Source organism: Enterobacter sp. Ap-1006 (assembly GCF_011752835.1).
In the GTDB taxonomy this organism is placed as follows: Bacteria; Pseudomonadota; Gammaproteobacteria; order Enterobacterales; family Enterobacteriaceae; genus Cedecea.
This window is the reverse complement of record NZ_VWWU01000006.1, coordinates 129,906-147,408: the sequence shown is the minus strand read 5'-3', so window position 1 is coordinate 147,408 and position 17,503 is coordinate 129,906. Positions and strand designations below refer to the sequence as shown.

Annotated in this window: 18 protein-coding genes; 4 read left to right on the top strand and 14 right to left on the bottom strand. The window is 57.8% G+C overall.

Going from position 1 to position 17,503, the window contains the following annotated elements:
* Positions 1 to 50: 50 nt before the first annotated feature.
* The 6 genes from F3J28_RS18520 to F3J28_RS18495 all read right to left on the bottom strand — a co-directional run bounded on the left by F3J28_RS18520 (position 51) and on the right by F3J28_RS18495 (position 6,063).
* The gene (locus tag F3J28_RS18520) at positions 51 to 1,040 is read right to left on the bottom strand and encodes a FecR domain-containing protein (RefSeq protein WP_166878577.1); all 990 of its coding nucleotides are present in this window, start codon (positions 1,038 to 1,040) and stop codon (positions 51 to 53) included.
* Complete coding sequence (locus F3J28_RS18515) at positions 1,037 to 1,534, bottom strand: sigma-70 family RNA polymerase sigma factor (protein WP_166878574.1); 498 nt, start codon at positions 1,532 to 1,534, stop codon at positions 1,037 to 1,039. The genes F3J28_RS18520 and F3J28_RS18515 overlap by 4 nt, the downstream gene beginning before the upstream one ends.
* Positions 1,535 to 1,696: 162 nt before the next feature.
* The gene (locus F3J28_RS18510; protein ID WP_166878571.1) at positions 1,697 to 4,249 is read right to left on the bottom strand and encodes a TonB-dependent receptor; all 2,553 of its coding nucleotides are present in this window, start codon (positions 4,247 to 4,249) and stop codon (positions 1,697 to 1,699) included.
* 103 nt (positions 4,250 to 4,352) lie between these two features.
* Positions 4,353 to 5,363, bottom strand: a complete 1,011-nt coding sequence (locus F3J28_RS18505) for an alcohol dehydrogenase (RefSeq protein ID WP_166878569.1) — start codon at positions 5,361 to 5,363, stop codon at positions 4,353 to 4,355.
* Positions 5,364 to 5,416: 53 nt separating this feature from the next.
* Positions 5,417 to 5,761 (bottom strand): carboxymuconolactone decarboxylase family protein, encoded by a 345-nt coding sequence (locus tag F3J28_RS18500; RefSeq protein ID WP_166878566.1) that lies wholly within the window; start codon positions 5,759 to 5,761, stop codon positions 5,417 to 5,419.
* A gap of 20 nt (positions 5,762 to 5,781) precedes the next feature.
* Positions 5,782 to 6,063 carry a hypothetical protein gene (locus F3J28_RS18495; RefSeq protein ID WP_008458622.1) on the bottom strand — a complete coding sequence of 94 codons (282 nt, stop codon included), beginning with the start codon at positions 6,061 to 6,063 and terminating at the stop codon, positions 5,782 to 5,784.
* Positions 6,064 to 6,350: 287 nt separating this feature from the next.
* Between F3J28_RS18495 and F3J28_RS18490 the strand changes: the two genes are divergently transcribed.
* Complete coding sequence (locus F3J28_RS18490; protein ID WP_166878563.1) at positions 6,351 to 7,253, top strand: DMT family transporter; 903 nt, start codon at positions 6,351 to 6,353, stop codon at positions 7,251 to 7,253.
* 36 nt (positions 7,254 to 7,289) lie between these two features.
* Here the strand turns inward: F3J28_RS18490 and F3J28_RS18485 are convergent, their stop codons facing one another.
* Positions 7,290 to 7,895, bottom strand: a complete 606-nt coding sequence (locus F3J28_RS18485; RefSeq protein WP_008458618.1) for an ATP-dependent Clp protease proteolytic subunit — start codon at positions 7,893 to 7,895, stop codon at positions 7,290 to 7,292.
* A 19-nt stretch (positions 7,896 to 7,914) separates the two neighbouring features.
* Complete coding sequence (pdxR, locus tag F3J28_RS18480) at positions 7,915 to 9,402, bottom strand: MocR-like pyridoxine biosynthesis transcription factor PdxR (RefSeq protein ID WP_166878561.1); 1,488 nt, start codon at positions 9,400 to 9,402, stop codon at positions 7,915 to 7,917.
* A 96-nt stretch (positions 9,403 to 9,498) separates the two neighbouring features.
* Here pdxR and F3J28_RS18475 point away from each other — a divergent pair, with 96 nt between their 5' ends.
* Positions 9,499 to 10,140: an FMN-binding negative transcriptional regulator gene (locus tag F3J28_RS18475; protein WP_166878558.1), complete on the top strand. Its 642-nt coding sequence runs from the start codon at positions 9,499 to 9,501 to the stop codon at positions 10,138 to 10,140.
* A gap of 5 nt (positions 10,141 to 10,145) precedes the next feature.
* Here the strand turns inward: F3J28_RS18475 and F3J28_RS18470 are convergent, their stop codons facing one another.
* The 3 genes from F3J28_RS18470 to F3J28_RS18460 all read right to left on the bottom strand — a co-directional run bounded on the left by F3J28_RS18470 (position 10,146) and on the right by F3J28_RS18460 (position 12,621).
* Complete coding sequence (locus tag F3J28_RS18470; protein WP_166878556.1) at positions 10,146 to 11,195, bottom strand: AI-2E family transporter; 1,050 nt, start codon at positions 11,193 to 11,195, stop codon at positions 10,146 to 10,148.
* Between the two features lie 130 nt (positions 11,196 to 11,325).
* The gene (locus tag F3J28_RS18465) at positions 11,326 to 11,883 is read right to left on the bottom strand and encodes a DcrB family lipoprotein (RefSeq protein WP_008458608.1); all 558 of its coding nucleotides are present in this window, start codon (positions 11,881 to 11,883) and stop codon (positions 11,326 to 11,328) included.
* Positions 11,884 to 11,955: 72 nt separating this feature from the next.
* Positions 11,956 to 12,621: a 7-cyano-7-deazaguanine/7-aminomethyl-7-deazaguanine transporter gene (locus tag F3J28_RS18460; RefSeq protein WP_166878553.1), complete on the bottom strand. Its 666-nt coding sequence runs from the start codon at positions 12,619 to 12,621 to the stop codon at positions 11,956 to 11,958.
* 174 nt (positions 12,622 to 12,795) lie between these two features.
* Here F3J28_RS18460 and tusA point away from each other — a divergent pair, with 174 nt between their 5' ends.
* Positions 12,796 to 13,041, top strand: coding sequence for a sulfurtransferase TusA (tusA, locus tag F3J28_RS18455; protein WP_008458604.1), 246 nt, complete (start codon positions 12,796 to 12,798; stop codon positions 13,039 to 13,041).
* Positions 13,042 to 13,066: 25 nt separating this feature from the next.
* On the opposite strand, the gene F3J28_RS18450 is transcribed toward tusA, so the two are convergent.
* The 3 genes from F3J28_RS18450 to zntA form a co-directional block, all read right to left on the bottom strand.
* Positions 13,067 to 13,477 carry a helix-turn-helix domain-containing protein gene (locus tag F3J28_RS18450; protein ID WP_166878551.1) on the bottom strand — a complete coding sequence of 137 codons (411 nt, stop codon included), beginning with the start codon at positions 13,475 to 13,477 and terminating at the stop codon, positions 13,067 to 13,069.
* Complete coding sequence (locus tag F3J28_RS18445; RefSeq protein WP_166878986.1) at positions 13,474 to 13,785, bottom strand: type II toxin-antitoxin system HigB family toxin; 312 nt, start codon at positions 13,783 to 13,785, stop codon at positions 13,474 to 13,476. Before F3J28_RS18445 ends, F3J28_RS18450 begins: the two co-directional genes overlap by 4 nt.
* A 142-nt stretch (positions 13,786 to 13,927) precedes the next feature.
* Complete coding sequence (zntA, locus tag F3J28_RS18440) at positions 13,928 to 16,141, bottom strand: Zn(II)/Cd(II)/Pb(II) translocating P-type ATPase ZntA (RefSeq protein WP_166878547.1); 2,214 nt, start codon at positions 16,139 to 16,141, stop codon at positions 13,928 to 13,930.
* Between the two features lie 185 nt (positions 16,142 to 16,326).
* On the opposite strand from zntA, the gene F3J28_RS18435 reads away from it, so the two are divergent.
* A complete protein-coding gene (locus tag F3J28_RS18435) occupies positions 16,327 to 17,373 on the top strand; it encodes a LacI family DNA-binding transcriptional regulator (protein WP_166878544.1) in 1,047 nt (348 codons plus the stop codon).
* Positions 17,374 to 17,503: the final 130 nt, after the last annotated feature.

Genomic DNA, 17,503 nt, shown 5'->3' with positions numbered 1-17,503 from the left:
GCTGACATGAATAACGAGACAACTGACATGGATTACTCCGTCTCGAAGCATTATTCACTGCGTGAAAGGCTGACCCAGTAACGAGATAGCGTATTTATTCTGACGGGCAGGACGCGGGGTAGCGCAGCCAGAATCTGGTCAGTATCCGCCAGCGGGAAAACGCCGGATAGCCGCAGGGCCGCAATATCCTCGTCGCAGCGCAGGACGCCGGGGCGGTAGCGGTTAACTTCCCGCAGGAAATCGCTCAGTGGCATATTGTCGGCCAGCAGTTTGCCGTGCGCCCAGCCAGGCTCTTTTTCACCGCCGTGCAGGCCCCCGGATTCAGCCCCGCGGAGCCATGCGCCCTGGCCCGCCGCGAGCTGTAGCCCGGCGAGGCCGGAGCTGCGCGGATAAAGCCGGACTGCGCCGTGGTAAACCGCCACGCGGGTAAGCCCCGGTTCCAGCTTTACCCGGAATTGGGTGCCCAGCGCGAGCACTTTGCCCTGTGGCGTCGTCACGCTAAAAGGCCGGGGCCATGCCGCCAGCTTTTCCTTCTGCCCGGTCGTAATCAGCAGGTCGCCGCCGAGCAGCTCAATCTGGCGCTGTTGCCCGGTAAAATGCACGTTTAGCGCGGTTTGGGTGTCCAGTAATAGGCGGCTACCTTCGCTGAGTTCAACCTGCCGCTGCTCCCCCGTCCCGGTGCGGTAATCGGCAATGAACGCTTCCCAGCCGTGCTGCTGTCGCCCCCATTCCAGCGAACCACCGATCAGCAGCAGAGCGCCTAATCCTTTTAGCGCCCGACGCCTGCCACTGTTTTTTAACGAGGAGAGGCTCTGCCGCGCCAGTTTGCCGTCAACCTGCCGGAAGCTGGCGCAAACCGCCTCGACGTGCTGCCAGGCACGCTGATTCTCGGCGCTGGACGCCAGCCATTTTTGCCAGTCGGCTTTATCCTGCTCGCTAACGTCGTCCGACATCATCAGCGTCAGCCATGAGGCGGCGGCCCAGGCGCTGTCCCGGTCGATGGCTTGCCCGTTTTGGTCAATAAAAGGATGGGAGGTCATGAGCTGAGCGCGAAGAAACAGTGCAGGTTGGCGCGCTGGAGATACTGCTTCACGGAGCTGCTGGAAACGCGCAGGCGCTCGGCGATATCGCAATAGCGCATTCCCTGCAGGTGGGCCAGCAAAAAGGCTTCCCGCACCTGCGGCGGCAGGCCGTCCAGCGCCGCATCAATCTGTTCCAGCACTTCCAGAATCAGCAGTCGGGTTTCAGGGGAAGGGTGTTCCATTTCCGGCTGAGTCGCCAGCGCCTCCAGCCAGGCTTCTTCGATTTTCTTGCGGCGATAATGGTTGGCAATCAGCCGTCTGGCGACCGTGGCAAGAAAAGGACGTGGCTGGCGAATGGAGGCCAGATCGGGGCTGACCAGAATATTAATAAAGGTGTCCTGAGTCAGATCCTGCGCCTGTTCCGGGCAGCCGACTTTGTTGCGAAGCCAGTGGTAAAGCCAGCGCTGATGATCGCAGTAAAGCTGCTGCGCAACCTGTTGGGAACGGGACATGATGTGACTCACCATTGATCGGTATCAGGGTGTGATAAATATTTAAATGATAATCATTATTATTTTCATTTCTCTATTTTTATGTCAAGAGATTGCGAAGTATTAATGTATTTTTGCGGGCGACGAGAACGCAGCGCCAGCACTGGCGCTGCGGGTAACACATTAGAATTTCTGCGAAATGCTCAGCTTAACGTTGCGGCCGATACCGGACACGGATTCACCCAAGTACGGGTAGTAGTCGGTGTTAAACAGGTTGTCGACGGCAATACGGGCTTCCATGCCTTTCACCTGCTCCGGCTGCCAGGACGCAAACAGGCCCTGCAGCGCGTAGCCGCTGGTTTTTGGCAGCGCCCAGATGCCCGCTAACGGGTCGCCATCCTGCGGGGAGCGATCCTGTTTACGCACCATGTCCATGGTCCAGCCAAAGGTCATGTTCCACTCCGGGGCTTTTACGCCCAGCGTGGTGTGGGCGGTGACCGGCGGAATTTCTGCGATCCAGGTTTGGTTGCCCCACGGGTCGCGCGGGGAAGCGTCACGCTGCCCACGAATGGTGGAGAAGGAGAAGCTGCCGAAGATACGGCGGCTGTCGTAAAACGATTCAATCTCCAGGCCCTGGATGGTGTAGCCCGGCAGGTTACGATAGTTCGACAGCGGAGAACCGCAGTTAGCGCCACTTTTCACCGACTGCGCCTCGCACAGCACGCCGCGGCGGTAGAAGATTTCATCTTTGCCGCGGTTGCGGAATAGCGTGGTACGAATCTGTACGCTGTCGTCGTCCGCCAGCAAATTATTGAAGTTCAGGATCATCCCGCCGCGAACGCTGTTAATGGTTTCCACTTTCAGGTCGCGGCTGGTGCCGGACACGTTAGACAGCGCGTACTGCACGGTGTACTGCTCATCAATGGTCGGCGCTCGCCACGTGCGGGTCACATCGGCAAACAGCGACACATTCGGCGTGGCTTTCCAGACCAGCCCAAGCGCAGGCGTAAAGCCGTGATAACTTTTGCTGCTGTAGTCGTGGCCGACTTTAGGATTACTGCTGTTGTACATTGAGGCGATGTTTGGCTCGCCGGTATTGGTGACGCTGTCGTAGCGCACGCCCGGCGTTACGGTGACGCTGCCGAGCGTCATGCTGTCCTGCAGATACAGGCCGCGCGTTTGCTGTTCCCCGGCGGGCATGTAGTACGGCTGGAAGTAGCCGTAGTTGTAGGCGGCATTTTTCTTGTAGCCTGGGTAGTACATCAGCGCATCGCGTTGGTTTTTATGCCAGCTTGCGCCGATTTCCAGCAGGTGATCCACCGGCCCGGTGCTGAAGCGGCTCTTGTTGCTGATCTCCACCAGGTTGTCTTTGTAATCCACCCAGCTCTCATTGCCGAGCGAGCCCAGGAAGCTGGACGCTCCGGCGGAGTCGGGGCGGGTATCATGCTGTTTGGTTTTGGAGTAAGCGTAGTTCAGCGTCAGATCCAGCCAGGGCTTGTCCGCCGGGGCCAGGTTCCACTTCACGGAGTAGTTTTCGTCGGTCTGGTTGCGGTACACCAGCTTCCTGCGCCAGGCTTCGTCTAACCCGTATTTGTCGACATCCGCCTGACTCGGGGCGGCAATTTCGTCCCGCTTGGCGGCGAAGGGCTGCCAGCCGGTGGATTCGGAATGCATGGCCGAAAGCGTCAGCGTCTGCGCGTCGGTCAGGTAGAGATTGGTTTTGGCAAGCCAGGTCCCCTGGCGGTTAGCGGAATAGTCGAAATGCGTGCCGTCCGGGCGGGTAATATTGCCGCCATCGCGTTTGCTGGCGTAGAGCATGCCGTCGGCAAAGCCTTCTGACGTTCTGCCATACAGTGCGCCGCTGTAGATATTCTGGTTGTCGTTGGTGTGGAAACCGTACTTCAGCATACCGCCAAAGTTTTCGCCGGGTTGTAAGAGGTCGGCCGCGTCTTTGGTGACGATTTTGATGCTGCCGCCAAAGCCGCCGTTGCCGTTGGCGAGGTTAAACGGACCCTTATCGACGTCGATTTGTTTGATTAGCTCTGGTTCGATAAACACTGACCCCTGGCGGTACTTCTCAAACCCTTTGGGCGCGCCGTCCAGCGTCACTTTGATGTCCTCCATGCCGCCCATGCCCCAGATATTCAGGCTTTGCCCGCCCGGGCGCGGTGAACCTGCGGAAGAGACACCCGGCAGCTTATCCAGCAGGGCGGCGACGTTATCAGCCTGAATGCGCTCGATATTCTCTTTTTTCAGCGTTGAGCGCCCGGCCACGACGCTGTCATCCAGGCCGCTGAGCACGGAAAGCTCTGGCACGATAATCGGCGCGTTCTCGCCAGAGGCTGCCGGAAGAGAAACAAGCCGATAGCTATTGCCGTCGCGCACGGCTTTCAGGCCGCTGCCCGTCAGCAGATGATCAAACGCGCTTTGTACGGAATAAGTCCCTTTGAGGCCTGAAGTCGTTTTGTTTGACGTCTGATCCGGGGTGAAGACCAGCAGCACGTTGGCGTCATTCGCCAGCGTTTGCAGGGCGCCGCTCAAAGGCCCGGCAGGCACGGAAAATGCCTGGCTGGCGGCTGAGGAGGCTTCTGCCGCCCAGGATAATGTCGGTAAACCAGTTGCCAGCGCCAGCAGGCCGGATAGGGCGATGCCGGACGCAAGCGGGGCGCGAGGGAGCTGTGCAGGTTGGCTCGCGTCGGAAATGGCCGTAGCCTTTCCGTTATTTTTTATCGTCATGATGTATCCCTGAAGGTGAGTCACAAGAAGTACTGCTTCAGAGAGGTCACGCGAGACTGAAAATCAGGCAGAAAATTTTTAAATTAAAAACGGCCGCCGGGTTCTACATCGTCAGCACTATGCGAAATCGTGCCTTGCCGGACTTCATTTTTTGCCACGCTTCGTTGGCCTGCGCCAGCGGGAATATTTCCGTCATCGGCTGCACGTTGTTCAGCAGGCTAAAACGCAGAGCGCTTTCGGTTTCATTCGGGGTGCCGGTCAGCGAGCCTTCGATTGACAGCTCCCGGCCAACCAGCATACCCGGAGAAAGCACGAGCGGCTGCTGGCCGACCCCGAGCACCATCAGCTTGCCTTTGGGCTGCAGGGCAGGCAGCAGAGAGGATGCGATAGCGTTGTCCGTGACCGTGGTGACGATCGCCTTTACACCGCCGAGTTTTCTCAGCGCTTCGGCAGGATTATCCAGGCTGCTGTCGAGATAATCGCGGGCACCCAGCGCCAGCGCAGCTGGTGCTTTATCGCTCCCACGCCCGATGGCGATAACCCGTAATCCCATTTTAGCGGCATACTGCACGGCAAGGTGGCCCAGGCCGCCAATGCCGAGGACTGCGATGCTGTCTCCCGGCTGAGCACCTGATTTACGCACCGCGTTAAAGGTGGCTATTCCGGCGCAAAGCAGCGGCGCGGCGGCGACTGCGCTTAGCGCATCCGGGATCGCCACAAGGCCGGTCGCCTTCGCCAGCATCATTTCGGCATAGCCGCCGTCCCGTGAACTGCCGACGACCGGCTGGTGGCTGCAAAGCGTGAACTCGCCGCGGCGGCAGGCATCGCATTCATTGCAGTGCCCGCCAAGCCTGCCCACGCCAACCCGCTGCCCAACACGCAGGCCAGAAGGTACGCCACTGCCAAGTTTCAGCAGCGTGCCGACAACTTCATGCCCCGGCACGCGCGGGTAAGCCACGTTCTTTTCCGTGCCGTCGATAACGCCGCCGTCAGCGCCACAGATGCCGCAGGCTTCTATTGTTATCAGCACTTCGCCTGCGCCAGGCTCAGGTATGGGGCGTTCAACAAGCTCCAGGCTGCCGTTGCCGCTGGCCTGCATCGCTTTGTAGGTCATTTGCTTTCTCCGGTGAAAAAAAACGGCACCCTCAGGAAGGATGCCGCTTAGGCTCAGGCTTTTGGCAGCGCGTCGAACGCGTCCAGGGCGTGAGCGGTGTAGGTCAGCGCCGCCCCGGTGTTCAGCGAAATGGCGACCGCCAGCGCCTCGGCAATCTCTTCCCGGGTTGCGCCGTGTTTTGCGGCGGCTTTAACGTGTACCGACAGGCAGCCGTCGCAGCGGGTGGTGATCGCCACCGCCAGCGCAATCAGCTCGTGGGTTTTGGCGTCCAGGTGGCCCATGGCGGAAGCACCCGCGTCCATCTTCATCAGCCCTTTCATAAACTCCGGCTGCAGCTTCGCGTAATCGCCCACCACACACAGTAATTCTTCGCGATGTTCATTCCAGTTCAGCAACATACAAACCTCTTCAGTTAATTTCAGGCGACGCTATAAATGCGGACTTCCGGGGCGGCGTTCAGGAACGGTTTCAGGGCTTCAACCACGTCGCGGGTGAACAGGTCAGAACCCAGATAGGCTTCGGCCTGGGCGGCGGTGTTAAAGCCGTGCAGTACCTGGACGTCCTGCTCGCGGATCAGCAGTTCCTTGGAGACTGCACCGTCGATGGTGGTCAGGAAGGCCGTTTTGTACTGCTGGTAAACGCCCGCGGCTGCGGCGCGATTCTGCGCGCTGATATCAAGGGTGATTTGCAAATAAGCCATGGTTCACTGCCTCTTGTTGTGTGGCTCATGCCGTTGCACGAGCGGAGATGAGGGAGAAAAAAGCGGCAGAGCGAAGAAGAAAAAGGCTGCCGCTTGCCTCTCCGTGTTGGCGCATTATGTGAATCAGCGTGAGGGTTAACAAATGACTTAATCTTGACTGGCAAGATAGATTTTCTTCTTTGGTGGGTGGTTTTTTTGCTGGCCTGGTGATTCTTGTTCATTGTGGATCTGTCTGTCGTGGCGGCTTTGCGCAGAATAGGAAGCCAATCTGAGTATCTGGAGCCACCATGCAAAATAGAAGCGCGTTGCCGCTCAGTCAGCCGACTGCTCACCCGCAAACCCGAGGCTGGATCAGCGGCTTTTTGGGGATGCTTATTTTTAGCGGCTCGCTGCCGGCCACGCGCGTTGCGGTGCTGGAGCTTGATCCTCTTTTTCTGACGGCGATACGGGCCACTCTTGCGGCGCTGCTGGCGGCCGGCACGCTGCTGATTTTGCGGCAGCCGCGGCCGCAGCGGGGAGACTGGTTGCCGCTTTGCCTGGTTGCCGTCGGCGTGGTGCTGGGTTTCCCGCTGCTGACGGCTTTAGCACTGCAGCACACAACCTCGGCACACTCGCTGGTCTACATCGGCCTGCTGCCGCTGGCGACCGCCTGTTTTGGCGTGCTGCGTGGAGGAGAAAGGCCAAAAGCGGCTTTCTGGCTGTTTTCTCTGGCGGGGGCTGCGCTGGTGGCAGGTTTTGCTTTGAGCCACGGAACAGCAAGTAGCTGGCAGGGCGATGTGCTGATGCTGGGCGCCATTGCGCTGTGTGGGCTGGGTTATGCCGAAGGTGCGGTGCTGACCCGGCGGTTGGGCGACTGGCAGGTGATTTCGTGGGCATTGGTAATTTCTCTGCCGCTTAGTGCCGCGGCTACTGCTTTTACCGTTCCGTCGGCGGGAGACGCTATCAGCGCTCAGGCATGGCTCTCGCTGGGCTACGTGTCGCTGTTCAGCATGTGGATAGGGTTTATTTTCTGGTATCGCGGCCTGGCGCTGGGCGGGATTGCCGCCGTCGGGCAACTGCAATTGTTACAGCCCTTTTTTGGTCTGTTGCTTGCCGGACTGTTGCTTCATGAAGAAGTACATACATCGATGATCGCCGTGATGCTTGGCGTGCTGGTTTGCGTGTTCGGCGCGAAGCGCTTTTCCCGCTAAAAAGAAAAACCGCCGGGGAAGGCGGTTTCTCAGAGGTTAGTCGATATTCAGCTCGGAGAAGCTGGTAATGACTTTGCCAACAATCCCGTAGTCGATAGCTTCTTTCGGCGACATCCAGTAGTTGCGATCGGTGTCCTGCTTCACCTTCTCCAGCGGTTGACCGGTGGCTTCTGAGATCATCTTGTTCACGCGGTCGTGCATGCGAATAATCTCTCTGGCTTCGATCTCAATGTCCGTGGCCTGGCCGCGCACGCCGCCCAGCGGCTGGTGGATCATAAAGCGCGTGTTTGGCAGCGAATAGCGGTGCTTTTTGTCAGCCGCGAGGAAGATGGTGATCCCGGCGCTGGCAACCCAGCCGGTGCCGATGATATGGACTTCCGGCTTGATAAATTTGATCACGTCATGAATGGTGTCCGCCGCCTCAACGTGGCCGCCCTGGCTGTTGAGGTACAGCTTGATGGGTTTGTCGTTGATGCTTTGCAGCAGCAAAAGCTGGGCAACCACCTCTTTGGTGATCGCCTGAGTGATTTCGCCGGAGATAATAATCGAGCGGGAATCCAGCATTTTTTGCTGCATCAGTCCTGACGCATTGGCGGGGGTGGCGCTTTCTTCAGGTTCATCTTTTTCTAAATAGGTCAGCATAATCAGGCTCCTGCCAGGTTTATGGCGTAATCAGGGATGCACTTGAGCATAGCACTTCATCCAGACGCTGCACGGCGCGAACGATCTCTTCGTCGCTGTAACCACCGAGGCCCAGCAGAATGCCGGACTTCTGTTTTTCTGGGGTAAACATGTGCGACACCGCGCGAACGGCGATTCCGGCCTGCATTGCCCGCTCCACAACCTGATGGTCGTCCAGGCCCTGGCGCAGCCAAAGCACCATGTGCATGCCCTGGTCGCAGGGCTGAAGCCAGGCCACGTCCGGGGAAATGTATTGTTCTACCGCCGCCATTAACACGCGGCGTTTTTCGGCATAAACACCGCGCATTTTGCGCAGATGGCGGTCGAGGTGCCCCTCCGAAATAAAGCTCGCCAGCACGTGCTGGTCTGCTCCCGGCGGCTGCCTGTCCATCAGAATTCGTGCCCCGCAGAAGGCGGAAACCAGCTGCTTGGGCACTACGGCGTAGCCCAGACGCAGCGACGGGAAGAGGATTTTGCTGAAGGTGCCGAGGTAGATAACGTTCTCCGGCCCCAGGCCCTGCAGCGCCGGGAACGGGTGGCCCGAGTAGCGCATCTCGCTATCGTAGTCGTCTTCAATGATCCAGGCCTGGTTGGCCTGCGCCCATTCCAGCAATGCGGCGCGGCGCGACATGCTGAGCGGCATGCCCAGCGGGTACTGGTGCGAGGGCGTGACAAACGCAGCGCGGGCGTTGGGGGCCAGCTTTTTCCCCAGCTCAACGTCCAGCCCTTCGTCGTCCACGGCGACTCTGACCATGCTGCGGTCGCGGAACATCGTCTCAAACAGCGAGGTCGCACCCGGGTAGCCTGGCTCTTCCATCCAGACGGCATCGCCCGCCTCCAGCAGGATTTGCAGGGTCAGGTACAGGCCGTGCTGGTTGCCGGAGGTGATGATGACCTGCTCCGGGGTGCAGCGCACCGAGCGCGACTTTCTGACGTATTCACAGATAGCCTCGCGCAGAACCAGAACGCCTTGCGGGTCGGCATAGCCCGACGGGGCACCGGCGCCCCGCGCCCGAATGCGGTTGCCTAGCCTGCGCCACACGTCGTCCGGGGCCGTGTCGCCAACCGGAACGGAAACGGCAAACGGCTTCGGCGCCAGCGTTTTTAGCTGCTCGCCTACTCTGGCAAAAGCCTGAGCCTGGGCAGACAGCGGGATGGCTGCCGCTGTACGAGCCGCCGGTTCGGGCTGCGGGCTTTCCGGGGCGTAGGCCACGCGGGTGCCGGAGCCGTGTTTCGACTCCAGAAACCCTTCCGCAACCAGCTGCTCGAACGCCTCCAGCACGGTGCCGCGCGCCACGTTAAGGGCGCCCGACAAGACGCGGGTGGAGGGCAGCAGGTCGCCGCTCTTCAGTTCGCCTTTGTGAATGGCGTTTTTCAGCGCTTTGGCTAGCTGCAAACTAAGCTGCCCGCTGCGGCGGTCAAGCTCGCCAATGGCGGGGATATCTACGGCTCGGGCTTTACGTGACATGAATTGTGGCTCGGTCATATAGCTGTAATCTGGTTCTTTATCATAAACCACTTTGAACATAAGCTGGGCAAAATTACCGCAAATGAAGGTCTGCCCATGTATATTCCTCGCCCTTTTCAGGAGCCCGATATTGCTGTGCTGCAGCGGCTGATTCAGGCCAATCCCCTGGGCCTGCTGGTTGTACAAATCGAAGGTGTGCTGGAAGCGTTTGATATTCCCTTTGAGCTTTGTCCTGATGAGGGGGAATTCGGCGCGCTCCGTGCGCATATTGCCCGTGCGAACCCGTTGTGGCGCGGCCTTCAGCCCGAGCAGGATGTGCTGGTGGTGTTCCGTGGTGCACAAGGTTATATCTCCCCGAGCTGGTATCCAGGCAAGCAGGAGCACCACAAGGAGGTGCCGACCTGGAACTACCAGACCGTGCAGGCGCGGGGGAGGATTGCGGTGCGGGACGATGCGGATTTTGTCCTGCGGCAGATAACCAGCCTGACGCGGCAGCAGGAAGCGCAGATGAACCTCCCGTGGCAGGTAAGCGATGCGCCTCCTGAGTTTATCGGCTCAATGCTTAAAGCGATTGTCGGGATTGAGATCCCTCTGGCTTCGCTGGTCGGCAAGACCAAGCTCGGCCAGAACAAGAAGTCTGAGGATCAGGCCGGGGCCGCGCAGGGACTAATGGCAAAGGGAGAAGTGGCCATCGGCGAGGCGATGTTAAGCAGCCTCGCCGGGCGTGATAAAACGTAACCGGATTATCCCGGCAGGCGTTTTTTCGGCCTGCCAGGGCCCAGAAGAATCGCCAGTTTCGCCCCGCCCTGGGTAGATTCCATGAGGATTTTACAAACGCTGGTGAGCGGCACCGAGAGCAACATGCCCACCGGGCCGAGCAGCCAGCCCCAGAAGAGCAGGGAGAGAAATACGACGAAAGTCGACATCCCTAGCCCACGCCCCATCATGCGGGGCTCCAGAATATTCCCCAGTACCATGTGCACCACCAGGAACAGCGCCCCGACCATCAGCATCTCATAGGTGCCGTTGAGCAGCAGAGCCTGAATCATCGGCGGCACGGCGGAGATCACCGACCCAATATTGGGAATATAGTTGAGCAAGAAGCCCAGCACGCCCCACATCAGCGCAAACTGCACGCCCAGCAGCTTTAGCCCCAGCCAGATAACGATGCCGGTCAGTAAACTGATAAAGGTCTTCAGCGCCAGATAGTGGGTGACGCCTTTCAGCGCTCGGTGCATGCCGGCGATATGCAGCTTAGGGTTTGCCAGCGCAAAACGGAGTTTATAAGGTACATGGCGCACCTCAAACAGCATAAAAATCACCGTCATCGCCAGTAAAAGAACGCTGGCCATCGCCCCGGAAAGCCCGGTCATCAGCGTTGTGGCAAAGGTCATCAGCTTGTCGGAGTCCAGCTTTTGCAGCAGGCGTTCCGGCGACAGCGGCAGGTGCAAAAACGGCATCGCTTGCTCGATTTCACGCACTTTCTGCGTCAGCAGTTTGTTGAACTGCGGCATTTGTTCCATGAAGTCATTCATCGACGTTGCCAGCACGCCAACCAGCAAAGTGAGCATCACCAGCATGACCAGCACCACGATGGCAATCGCCAGCGGGCGGCTAAGACCGCGGCGCATAAACCAGGTCACCAGCGGGTTGAGAACAATGGCGAAAAATACCGCCAGCAATAGCTGAACGATGATGTCGGCTGCGGCGTGAATACCGGCGAGAATAATCACCAGGGCCGCGAGTTTGAGCAATATATGCAGGCCGGTCTTATCAGGTTGTGGGGCTGTCATGCAGACGTCCGATCGGGAAAATGTGCTTTTAGTGTAGTACTTCCCGGCAGGGCGACGGCGGCAGTCTGTCTGAAAATGAAGGAAAAAAATGGCCCCGCGGAGGCGGAGCCATTGATGTATCGCGCGGCGATTACTTGATGACGATGGTGTTGATGATGTTTTCCGCGTTGGTCTGCGCCAGCTGCTGGTTATCCGCAGGCAGCGTGATTTGCATGGTCAGCAGTTTATCGTCCACTTTGCCAATGATGATGGAGGAGTACGCGGTCTGTCCTTTGGCGGAGATCACGCTGTCCAGCTGCTGCAGGGTGTGGCCTTTAATCTCGATGGATTTGTTGGTTACCACCTGAAGCTGCGGGTCGCGTGCGCGCTGCTGCTCTTCCAGGCCTTTTGCCAGCGTGGCAAGGTCGCTCGTCGGGTTGTCGCTGACAATCACGATCACCGCTTTCTGGCCGGTTGCGTCAGAATAAACGTGCATGTTGTTGGACTGGGTGCCCACCTTGCCGCTTTGATCGCTCATATCCGCTGGCAGGGCAAAGCTCAGCTTGCCGTCCAGCAGTTCAACTGGCTGACCGCTGGCGCTGCTGGCTTCCGGCGCGCCGGTGGTGGCGGTTTTGCTGTCGTTGTTATCACAGGCGGCAAGACCCACTACCAGCAGGCCAATACCGACATATTTTACCAGTTTGCGCATCGCGTTCTTCCTTTCCGTTAGCAAGCCAAAAGGCCAATCCCTGCATCTTAACACAAGATATTCAGCCCGCGTTTAACCAGGCTGTAGTGCGGAGATTTCAGATTTATCTGCGAGGCGTTTCAACAGCATATTCAGCAGAACGCCGTACATCGGCAGGAAGAAAATCAGGCTAATAAGCACTTTGAAGCAGTAATCGACCACGGCGATTTCTACCCAGTGCTGGGCCATAAAGGCGTCCGGGCTGCGCCAGAAGGCGATAAAGAAGAACGACAGCGTATCGCTCACGTTACCGAACAGTGTGGACACCGTTGGGGCCAGCCACCAGCAGTGATTCTGGCGCAGGCGGTTAAAGACGTGCACGTCCAGAATCTGGCCGAGCGCGTAAGCCATGAAGCTGGCAACCGCGATACGGGCAACAAACAGGTTGAAGTGGGTTAGCGCTTCAAAGCCCTGCCAGCTTCCCATGTAAAACAGCGAGGAGATGCCGTAGGAAATCACCAGCGCCGGGATCATCACCGCGAAAATAATCCGCCGCGCCAGCGGAGCGCCGAAAATACGCACCGTGAGGTCGGTCGCGAGGAAGATAAACGGGAAGCTGAAGGCGCCCCAGGTGGTATGAAACCCAAATACGGAGACCGGAAGCTGAACCAGATAGTTGCTGGAGGTGATCACCAGCAAATGAAAAAGCGATAGCCAAAACAGCGCATTAGTACGCTGGCGAGTGCTGAACTGCATCATGTTGTAGCCTTTTTAGTAGTGGGGTGAGGGAACCCAGTCAAAAATGTAAAGCGCGGGGATGATACTGCTTTAGTTTCTCAATGCAATGGTTAATTTTAACGCAATCGTTCACGCGGCTTGCGCCAGATTTTACCCGGCGTAAACTAGCGCGGTTTTTGACGACCTGAGAGTGCTATGACCGATTTGTTCGCAACCCCTGACCACACGCTGGATGCTCTTGGCCTGCGCTGCCCGGAGCCGGTGATGATGGTGCGCAAAACTGTGCGCAATATGCCCGTCGGCGAAACGCTACTGGTGATAGCCGATGATCCGGCCACCACGCGCGATATCCCCGGTTTTTGCCGCTTTATGGAGCACGAGCTGGTCGCCAGCGAAACCGATGCGCTGCCTTACCGCTATTTGCTGCGTAAGAGTCACTAAGTCCCTCCCCAGGCTAATCCGCTGCTCAGAAAAAAAGGGCGGGTGATATGCCAAATCGCCGGGACAGTTTGCGTATGTGGTCGGTGGTTAGCTGGCGTTCACCGCTGAGAATGCGGGAGACCATCGACTTGCTGCCAATCTCTTGTTGAAAATCGCTCTGTTTTAAATGGTGATGCTCCATCAGGGTTTTCAGTATGGCTATCCCGGCAGGTATGGCCTGCATTTCCTCGCGGAATGTCTGCACTTCCGGCTGCGCGTTTTCCCAGGCCCGGATCTTACTACTGAGAATCTCAACCAGCGGATTTTCTGGATCATTGATGAGCAGATATTCGACCAGCTCCAGCGCAGCTAGGTAATCTTTTTCGCAGGTGCTGCCTGCCAGCAGTGGAACCGCTGTTTTTAATGCTTCGGCGGCCTTCAGTGCATCCGCAATCATCGCTTTTTTCCCCGGTGTTTTTCAGTAAATCGTTGGTATTCGCTGTGCGTCATGACGTGGCGGATGTAGAACTTCTGGCTGGTAAAAAAGATAAGCGCAATAAGCCTGAGTTCATTTCCGGCTATGTTGATGACGTAATGTTTATCAAGATATTTAAAATTATCCAGCGTGGGATAAACCCGCTTAAGTGAGTCCGGCGTTGGAAAGAAGCCTTTTTCCAGCACTTTGCCAAGGATTTGCAGCTCCTGCTTATGTCTGGGAAATTTTTGGCCGGCTTCCACAAGCGCCTTAAGCGTAATCAGAAGCATCACTTCGTCCTGAAGTTGACTGATTGGCAATTAAAATACCCACAAGTTGCCAATCAGTCAACTTGTGGGCGGATATTCATTTTTACACGGGAGCATCCTTGCCCCTGCTTGTGGAGTAAAAAACCGGAAGCTGTCTCGAAAACTATTTCTTCCGCAGCAGGCGAATGGCGTTCGCCGTGACCAGCGCGGTAGCGCCTGAGTCTGCCAGCACCGCCAGCCACAGGCCGGTCAGGCCGAGCAGGGTGGTGACCAGGAAAATTCCCTTCAGCCCCAGCGCAATCGTCACGTTCTGGCGAATGTTGTTATGGGTGGCTCTGGCGAGCCGTACCATACCTGCCAGTTCGGTCAGACGGTTGTGGGTTAGCGCGGCATCTGCCGTTTCCAGCGCGACGTCGGTGCCGCTGCCCATCGCGATGCCGATGGTCGCCGCTTTCATCGCCGGAGCATCGTTGATGCCGTCGCCGACCATTGCCAGTGGCGCGGTGGCATTGAGTTTATTCACCGCTGCCACTTTGTCTGCCGGTAGCAGGCTGGCGCGGTAATCAATGCCAAGCTCGCGGGCGATTGCCGCCGCCGCACGTGGGTTATCCCCGGTCAGCATTACGCCCTGAATCCCGAGCTGGTGGAGTGCCGTAACCGCTTCGCGGGCATCGCTGCGCAGCGTATCGCGCATGGCGATGGTGCCCAGCAGTTGCCCCGCACGCAGCACCACGATCACCGTCTGGCCCTCTTCTTCCTGCTTCGCGATACGCCTTTGCCAGGTTTCGCTGAGTGTCTGGCCGTCAAGTTTGGACGGTGAACTGAGCAGCAGCGTTTCGCCCTGAATGCTGGCTTCTACGCCAACCCCGGCGAGAGCGCGGTGATTTTCTGCGGCGACAGGAGGCAAGTTGCGCTGCTGCGCCGCGTTGACAATGGCCTGCGCCAGTGGGTGGGTGGAGCCTTGTTCAACCGCCGCGGCGAGCGCCAGAAGCTGGTCTTCTTCTGTCCCTTCTTCCACCGCTACGGCCGTAACCTGAGGTTTACCTGCCGTCAGGGTGCCGGTTTTGTCGAACGCGACCTGCTGGATTTGACCGAGACGTTCCAGCGCAGCCCCGCCTTTAATCAACGCGCCTCGACGAGCCGCCGCGGCAAGACCTGAAGTAATGGCTGCAGGCGTGGAGATAACCAGCGCGCATGGACAGCCGATCAGCAGCAGCGTCAGGCCTTTATAGATCCACGGTTCCCAGCCCTGGCCGAAGAACAGTGGTGGGATGACGGCGGTCAGCAGCGCGAGCAGCATGATGATCGGCGTGTAAATCCGGCTAAAACGATCGATAAAGCGTTCGATAGGCGCGCGGCGCTCCTCGGCTTCTTCAATCAGCCGCAAAATGCGGTCGATGGCGCTGTCGCCGGGCTCGGAAATGACCTCCAGCTGAACAAGGCGATCTACGCTGGTGCTGCCTGCGGCGACTTTTTCGCCCTGCTGGCGCTCTACCGGCACGGATTCCCCGGTTAGGGCACTTTCGTCAAAGCTGGCAAAACCGCTGAGCAGGCGGCCGTCGGCGGGCAGTCTGCCTCCGGCGGCAACTTCAATCACGTCACCTGGGCGAAGATCGGCCTGCGCGACGGTTTCGCGCTCGCCGTCCCGGAGGCGAATAGCGACGTCCGGCTTTAGCGCCATCAAGGCGCTTACCCCGCGGCGTGCTCGGCTGGCGGCATAGGATTCGAGGCGTTCGCCGATGAGGAACAGCAGCAGAACCATCGCCGCCTCGGCGGTTGCGCCGATAAACAGCGCGCCGATTGCGGCGACGCTCATCAGCGTTTCAATGGCGAACCAATTGCCGCTGCGAATCAGGCGCACGGCCTGGCGCGCGATCGGCCACAGGCCAACCAGCGTGGTGGCGATAAACGCCATGTTGCCGAGCGGATGGTTGAATTGCTCGAGCCCCCAGCTGATCGCCATCAGGACGATGAGCAGGATCAGCGGCAGGTTCTCTTGCAGGCTGCTGCTTTTTTCCTGCTTCGGGGCGCTGGCGTCGTTCAGCGTGTAGCCTGCGGCCTTGACCGCTTTTTCTACGTCGTCGCGAATGTCTCTTGAGGCGCTGACCAGCAGTTTTTCGGTAGAAAACACCACCTGAACTTGCTGCACATCACTCACCTGTTTCACCGCATTTTCCACTTTGCGTGCGCAGGCCGCGCAGTCCATCCCCGCGACGTGCCAGCTGTAGCGGCTGCCGTTGTCGGCAATTTCTGGCTCTGATTTTTGTGCAGAGCAGGCGTCATCGGCGCAGCAGGAGGGGCCTTCCGCCTGCAGCGGGCTTAGTTTGGCAAACGCAAACTGCGGTGGCTTTTTGCCGTCTTGAGGTGTGTTGAGCATGGCGCCCTCCGGTAATGATAATTTTCTCATTACCGATGTTACTCTCTGGAGTTGACTCCAGAGTCAAGCGTCTTTTTTTACCGCCGGATATTTCTGGCTGGCCGTCGGCAGTTTTCAGGATTGGCCTTTGCTTCCCCACGGCGCTTCCCCTAGTATTATCCGCAGGTCGGGATGAGAATGAATCGATGAAAAAACCACTGACAATCAAGGATATTGCGGAGCTGGCGCAGGTGTCTATCGCCACGGTCTCCCGGGTGCTGAACAATAACAGCTGGGTGGCGGACAAAACGCGTAGCCGGGTTGAAAAAGTGATTCAGGAGCATAACTTCAGCCCGAATCTGCTGGCGCGAGGGATGATTTCCAAGAAAACCCAGACGCTGGCGATTGTCGTTTCCGATATCAGTAACCCCTACTTTGTGATGCTGGTGGCGCAGATTGAGCACGAAAGTTTGCGGCTGGGCTACAAGGTCACGCTGTACGATACGCAATCGGCAAACAGAACCTCCCGCGAAGCACCGGTGGTGCCCGAAGAGCATATTTTTAATTCCATTACCGACAGCCAGATAGACGGCGTGATCATTCTCGGCGGTAATATCGACTACAACGACATTGCCGCGACTTATCTGCAGGAACTGAAAAAGCTGATCGCCACCGTGCCGGTCGTGGTCGTGGGGCGTAACCTGCCGGGCGTGGAATATGCCTGCGTTGAACGCGATCAGGCGGGATGTGTGCGCTTAGCCACTCGTCACCTGATTGAGAAAGGTTACCGGCGCATTGGTTTTATCGGCGGGTCAAAGAATGTATATATTACTCGCGAGCGCGAGGCGGTATTTCGGGCCGAGCTGGAAGCTGCCAAATTGCCGGTAGAAAATAGTTTTATTGTGCTGAATAACTTTTATTTACAGCATGGCTATGAGGCAATTGAAACGCTGATTTCAACGAATACAAGCTTGCCGGATGCCATTGTGGCAATTAACGATCATGTCGCCAAGGGCGCGATCCGTGCGCTAAAGGATCACAATCTGTCTGTGCCAGATAATATCGCCATAGTGAGCTGTGAATATTTCCCAGGTAGCGAGTATTTTATTCCCCGCATTGCCACCGTTGACCACCAGAATGCTTTGATTGGCAAAGAGGTGATGGCAAGGTTAATGGCGATATTGAATGAAAATGCTGCCGGTATCGCAGTCGAAAAAATACCTCTTACGCTATTGAACGGCGAATCCTGTTAGTTTTCAACGGCGGATCTCTTTTTCAGGCATCCGCTCGTTTCTCCCCTTCACGTTATTTTTTGATCTCGCTAACAGTTGCGCGATCTGGCGTTGACAAGCCTTGCCTGACTCCTCTAGCCTAAAACCTGAA

Bases quoted from the DNA above. Each gene is read 5' to 3' on its own strand.
- F3J28_RS18520 (WP_166878577.1), bottom strand. From the start codon at position 1,040: ATGACCTCCCATCCTTTTATTGACCAAAACGGGCAAGCCATCGACCGG.
- F3J28_RS18515 (WP_166878574.1), bottom strand. From the start codon at position 1,534: ATGTCCCGTTCCCAACAGGTTGCGCAGCAGCTTTACTGCGATCATCAG.
- F3J28_RS18510 (WP_166878571.1), bottom strand. From the start codon at position 4,249: ATGACGATAAAAAATAACGGAAAGGCTACGGCCATTTCCGACGCGAGC.
- F3J28_RS18505 (WP_166878569.1), bottom strand. From the start codon at position 5,363: ATGACCTACAAAGCGATGCAGGCCAGCGGCAACGGCAGCCTGGAGCTT.
- F3J28_RS18500 (WP_166878566.1), bottom strand. From the start codon at position 5,761: ATGTTGCTGAACTGGAATGAACATCGCGAAGAATTACTGTGTGTGGTG.
- F3J28_RS18495 (WP_008458622.1), bottom strand. From the start codon at position 6,063: ATGGCTTATTTGCAAATCACCCTTGATATCAGCGCGCAGAATCGCGCC.
- F3J28_RS18490 (WP_166878563.1), top strand. From the start codon at position 6,351: ATGCAAAATAGAAGCGCGTTGCCGCTCAGTCAGCCGACTGCTCACCCG.
- F3J28_RS18485 (WP_008458618.1), bottom strand. From the start codon at position 7,895: ATGCTGACCTATTTAGAAAAAGATGAACCTGAAGAAAGCGCCACCCCC.
- pdxR (WP_166878561.1), bottom strand. From the start codon at position 9,402: ATGTCACGTAAAGCCCGAGCCGTAGATATCCCCGCCATTGGCGAGCTT.
- F3J28_RS18475 (WP_166878558.1), top strand. From the start codon at position 9,499: ATGTATATTCCTCGCCCTTTTCAGGAGCCCGATATTGCTGTGCTGCAG.
- F3J28_RS18470 (WP_166878556.1), bottom strand. From the start codon at position 11,195: ATGACAGCCCCACAACCTGATAAGACCGGCCTGCATATATTGCTCAAA.
- F3J28_RS18465 (WP_008458608.1), bottom strand. From the start codon at position 11,883: ATGCGCAAACTGGTAAAATATGTCGGTATTGGCCTGCTGGTAGTGGGT.
- F3J28_RS18460 (WP_166878553.1), bottom strand. From the start codon at position 12,621: ATGATGCAGTTCAGCACTCGCCAGCGTACTAATGCGCTGTTTTGGCTA.
- tusA (WP_008458604.1), top strand. From the start codon at position 12,796: ATGACCGATTTGTTCGCAACCCCTGACCACACGCTGGATGCTCTTGGC.
- F3J28_RS18450 (WP_166878551.1), bottom strand. From the start codon at position 13,477: ATGATTGCGGATGCACTGAAGGCCGCCGAAGCATTAAAAACAGCGGTT.
- F3J28_RS18445 (WP_166878986.1), bottom strand. From the start codon at position 13,785: ATGCTTCTGATTACGCTTAAGGCGCTTGTGGAAGCCGGCCAAAAATTT.
- zntA (WP_166878547.1), bottom strand. From the start codon at position 16,141: ATGCTCAACACACCTCAAGACGGCAAAAAGCCACCGCAGTTTGCGTTT.
- F3J28_RS18435 (WP_166878544.1), top strand. From the start codon at position 16,327: ATGAAAAAACCACTGACAATCAAGGATATTGCGGAGCTGGCGCAGGTG.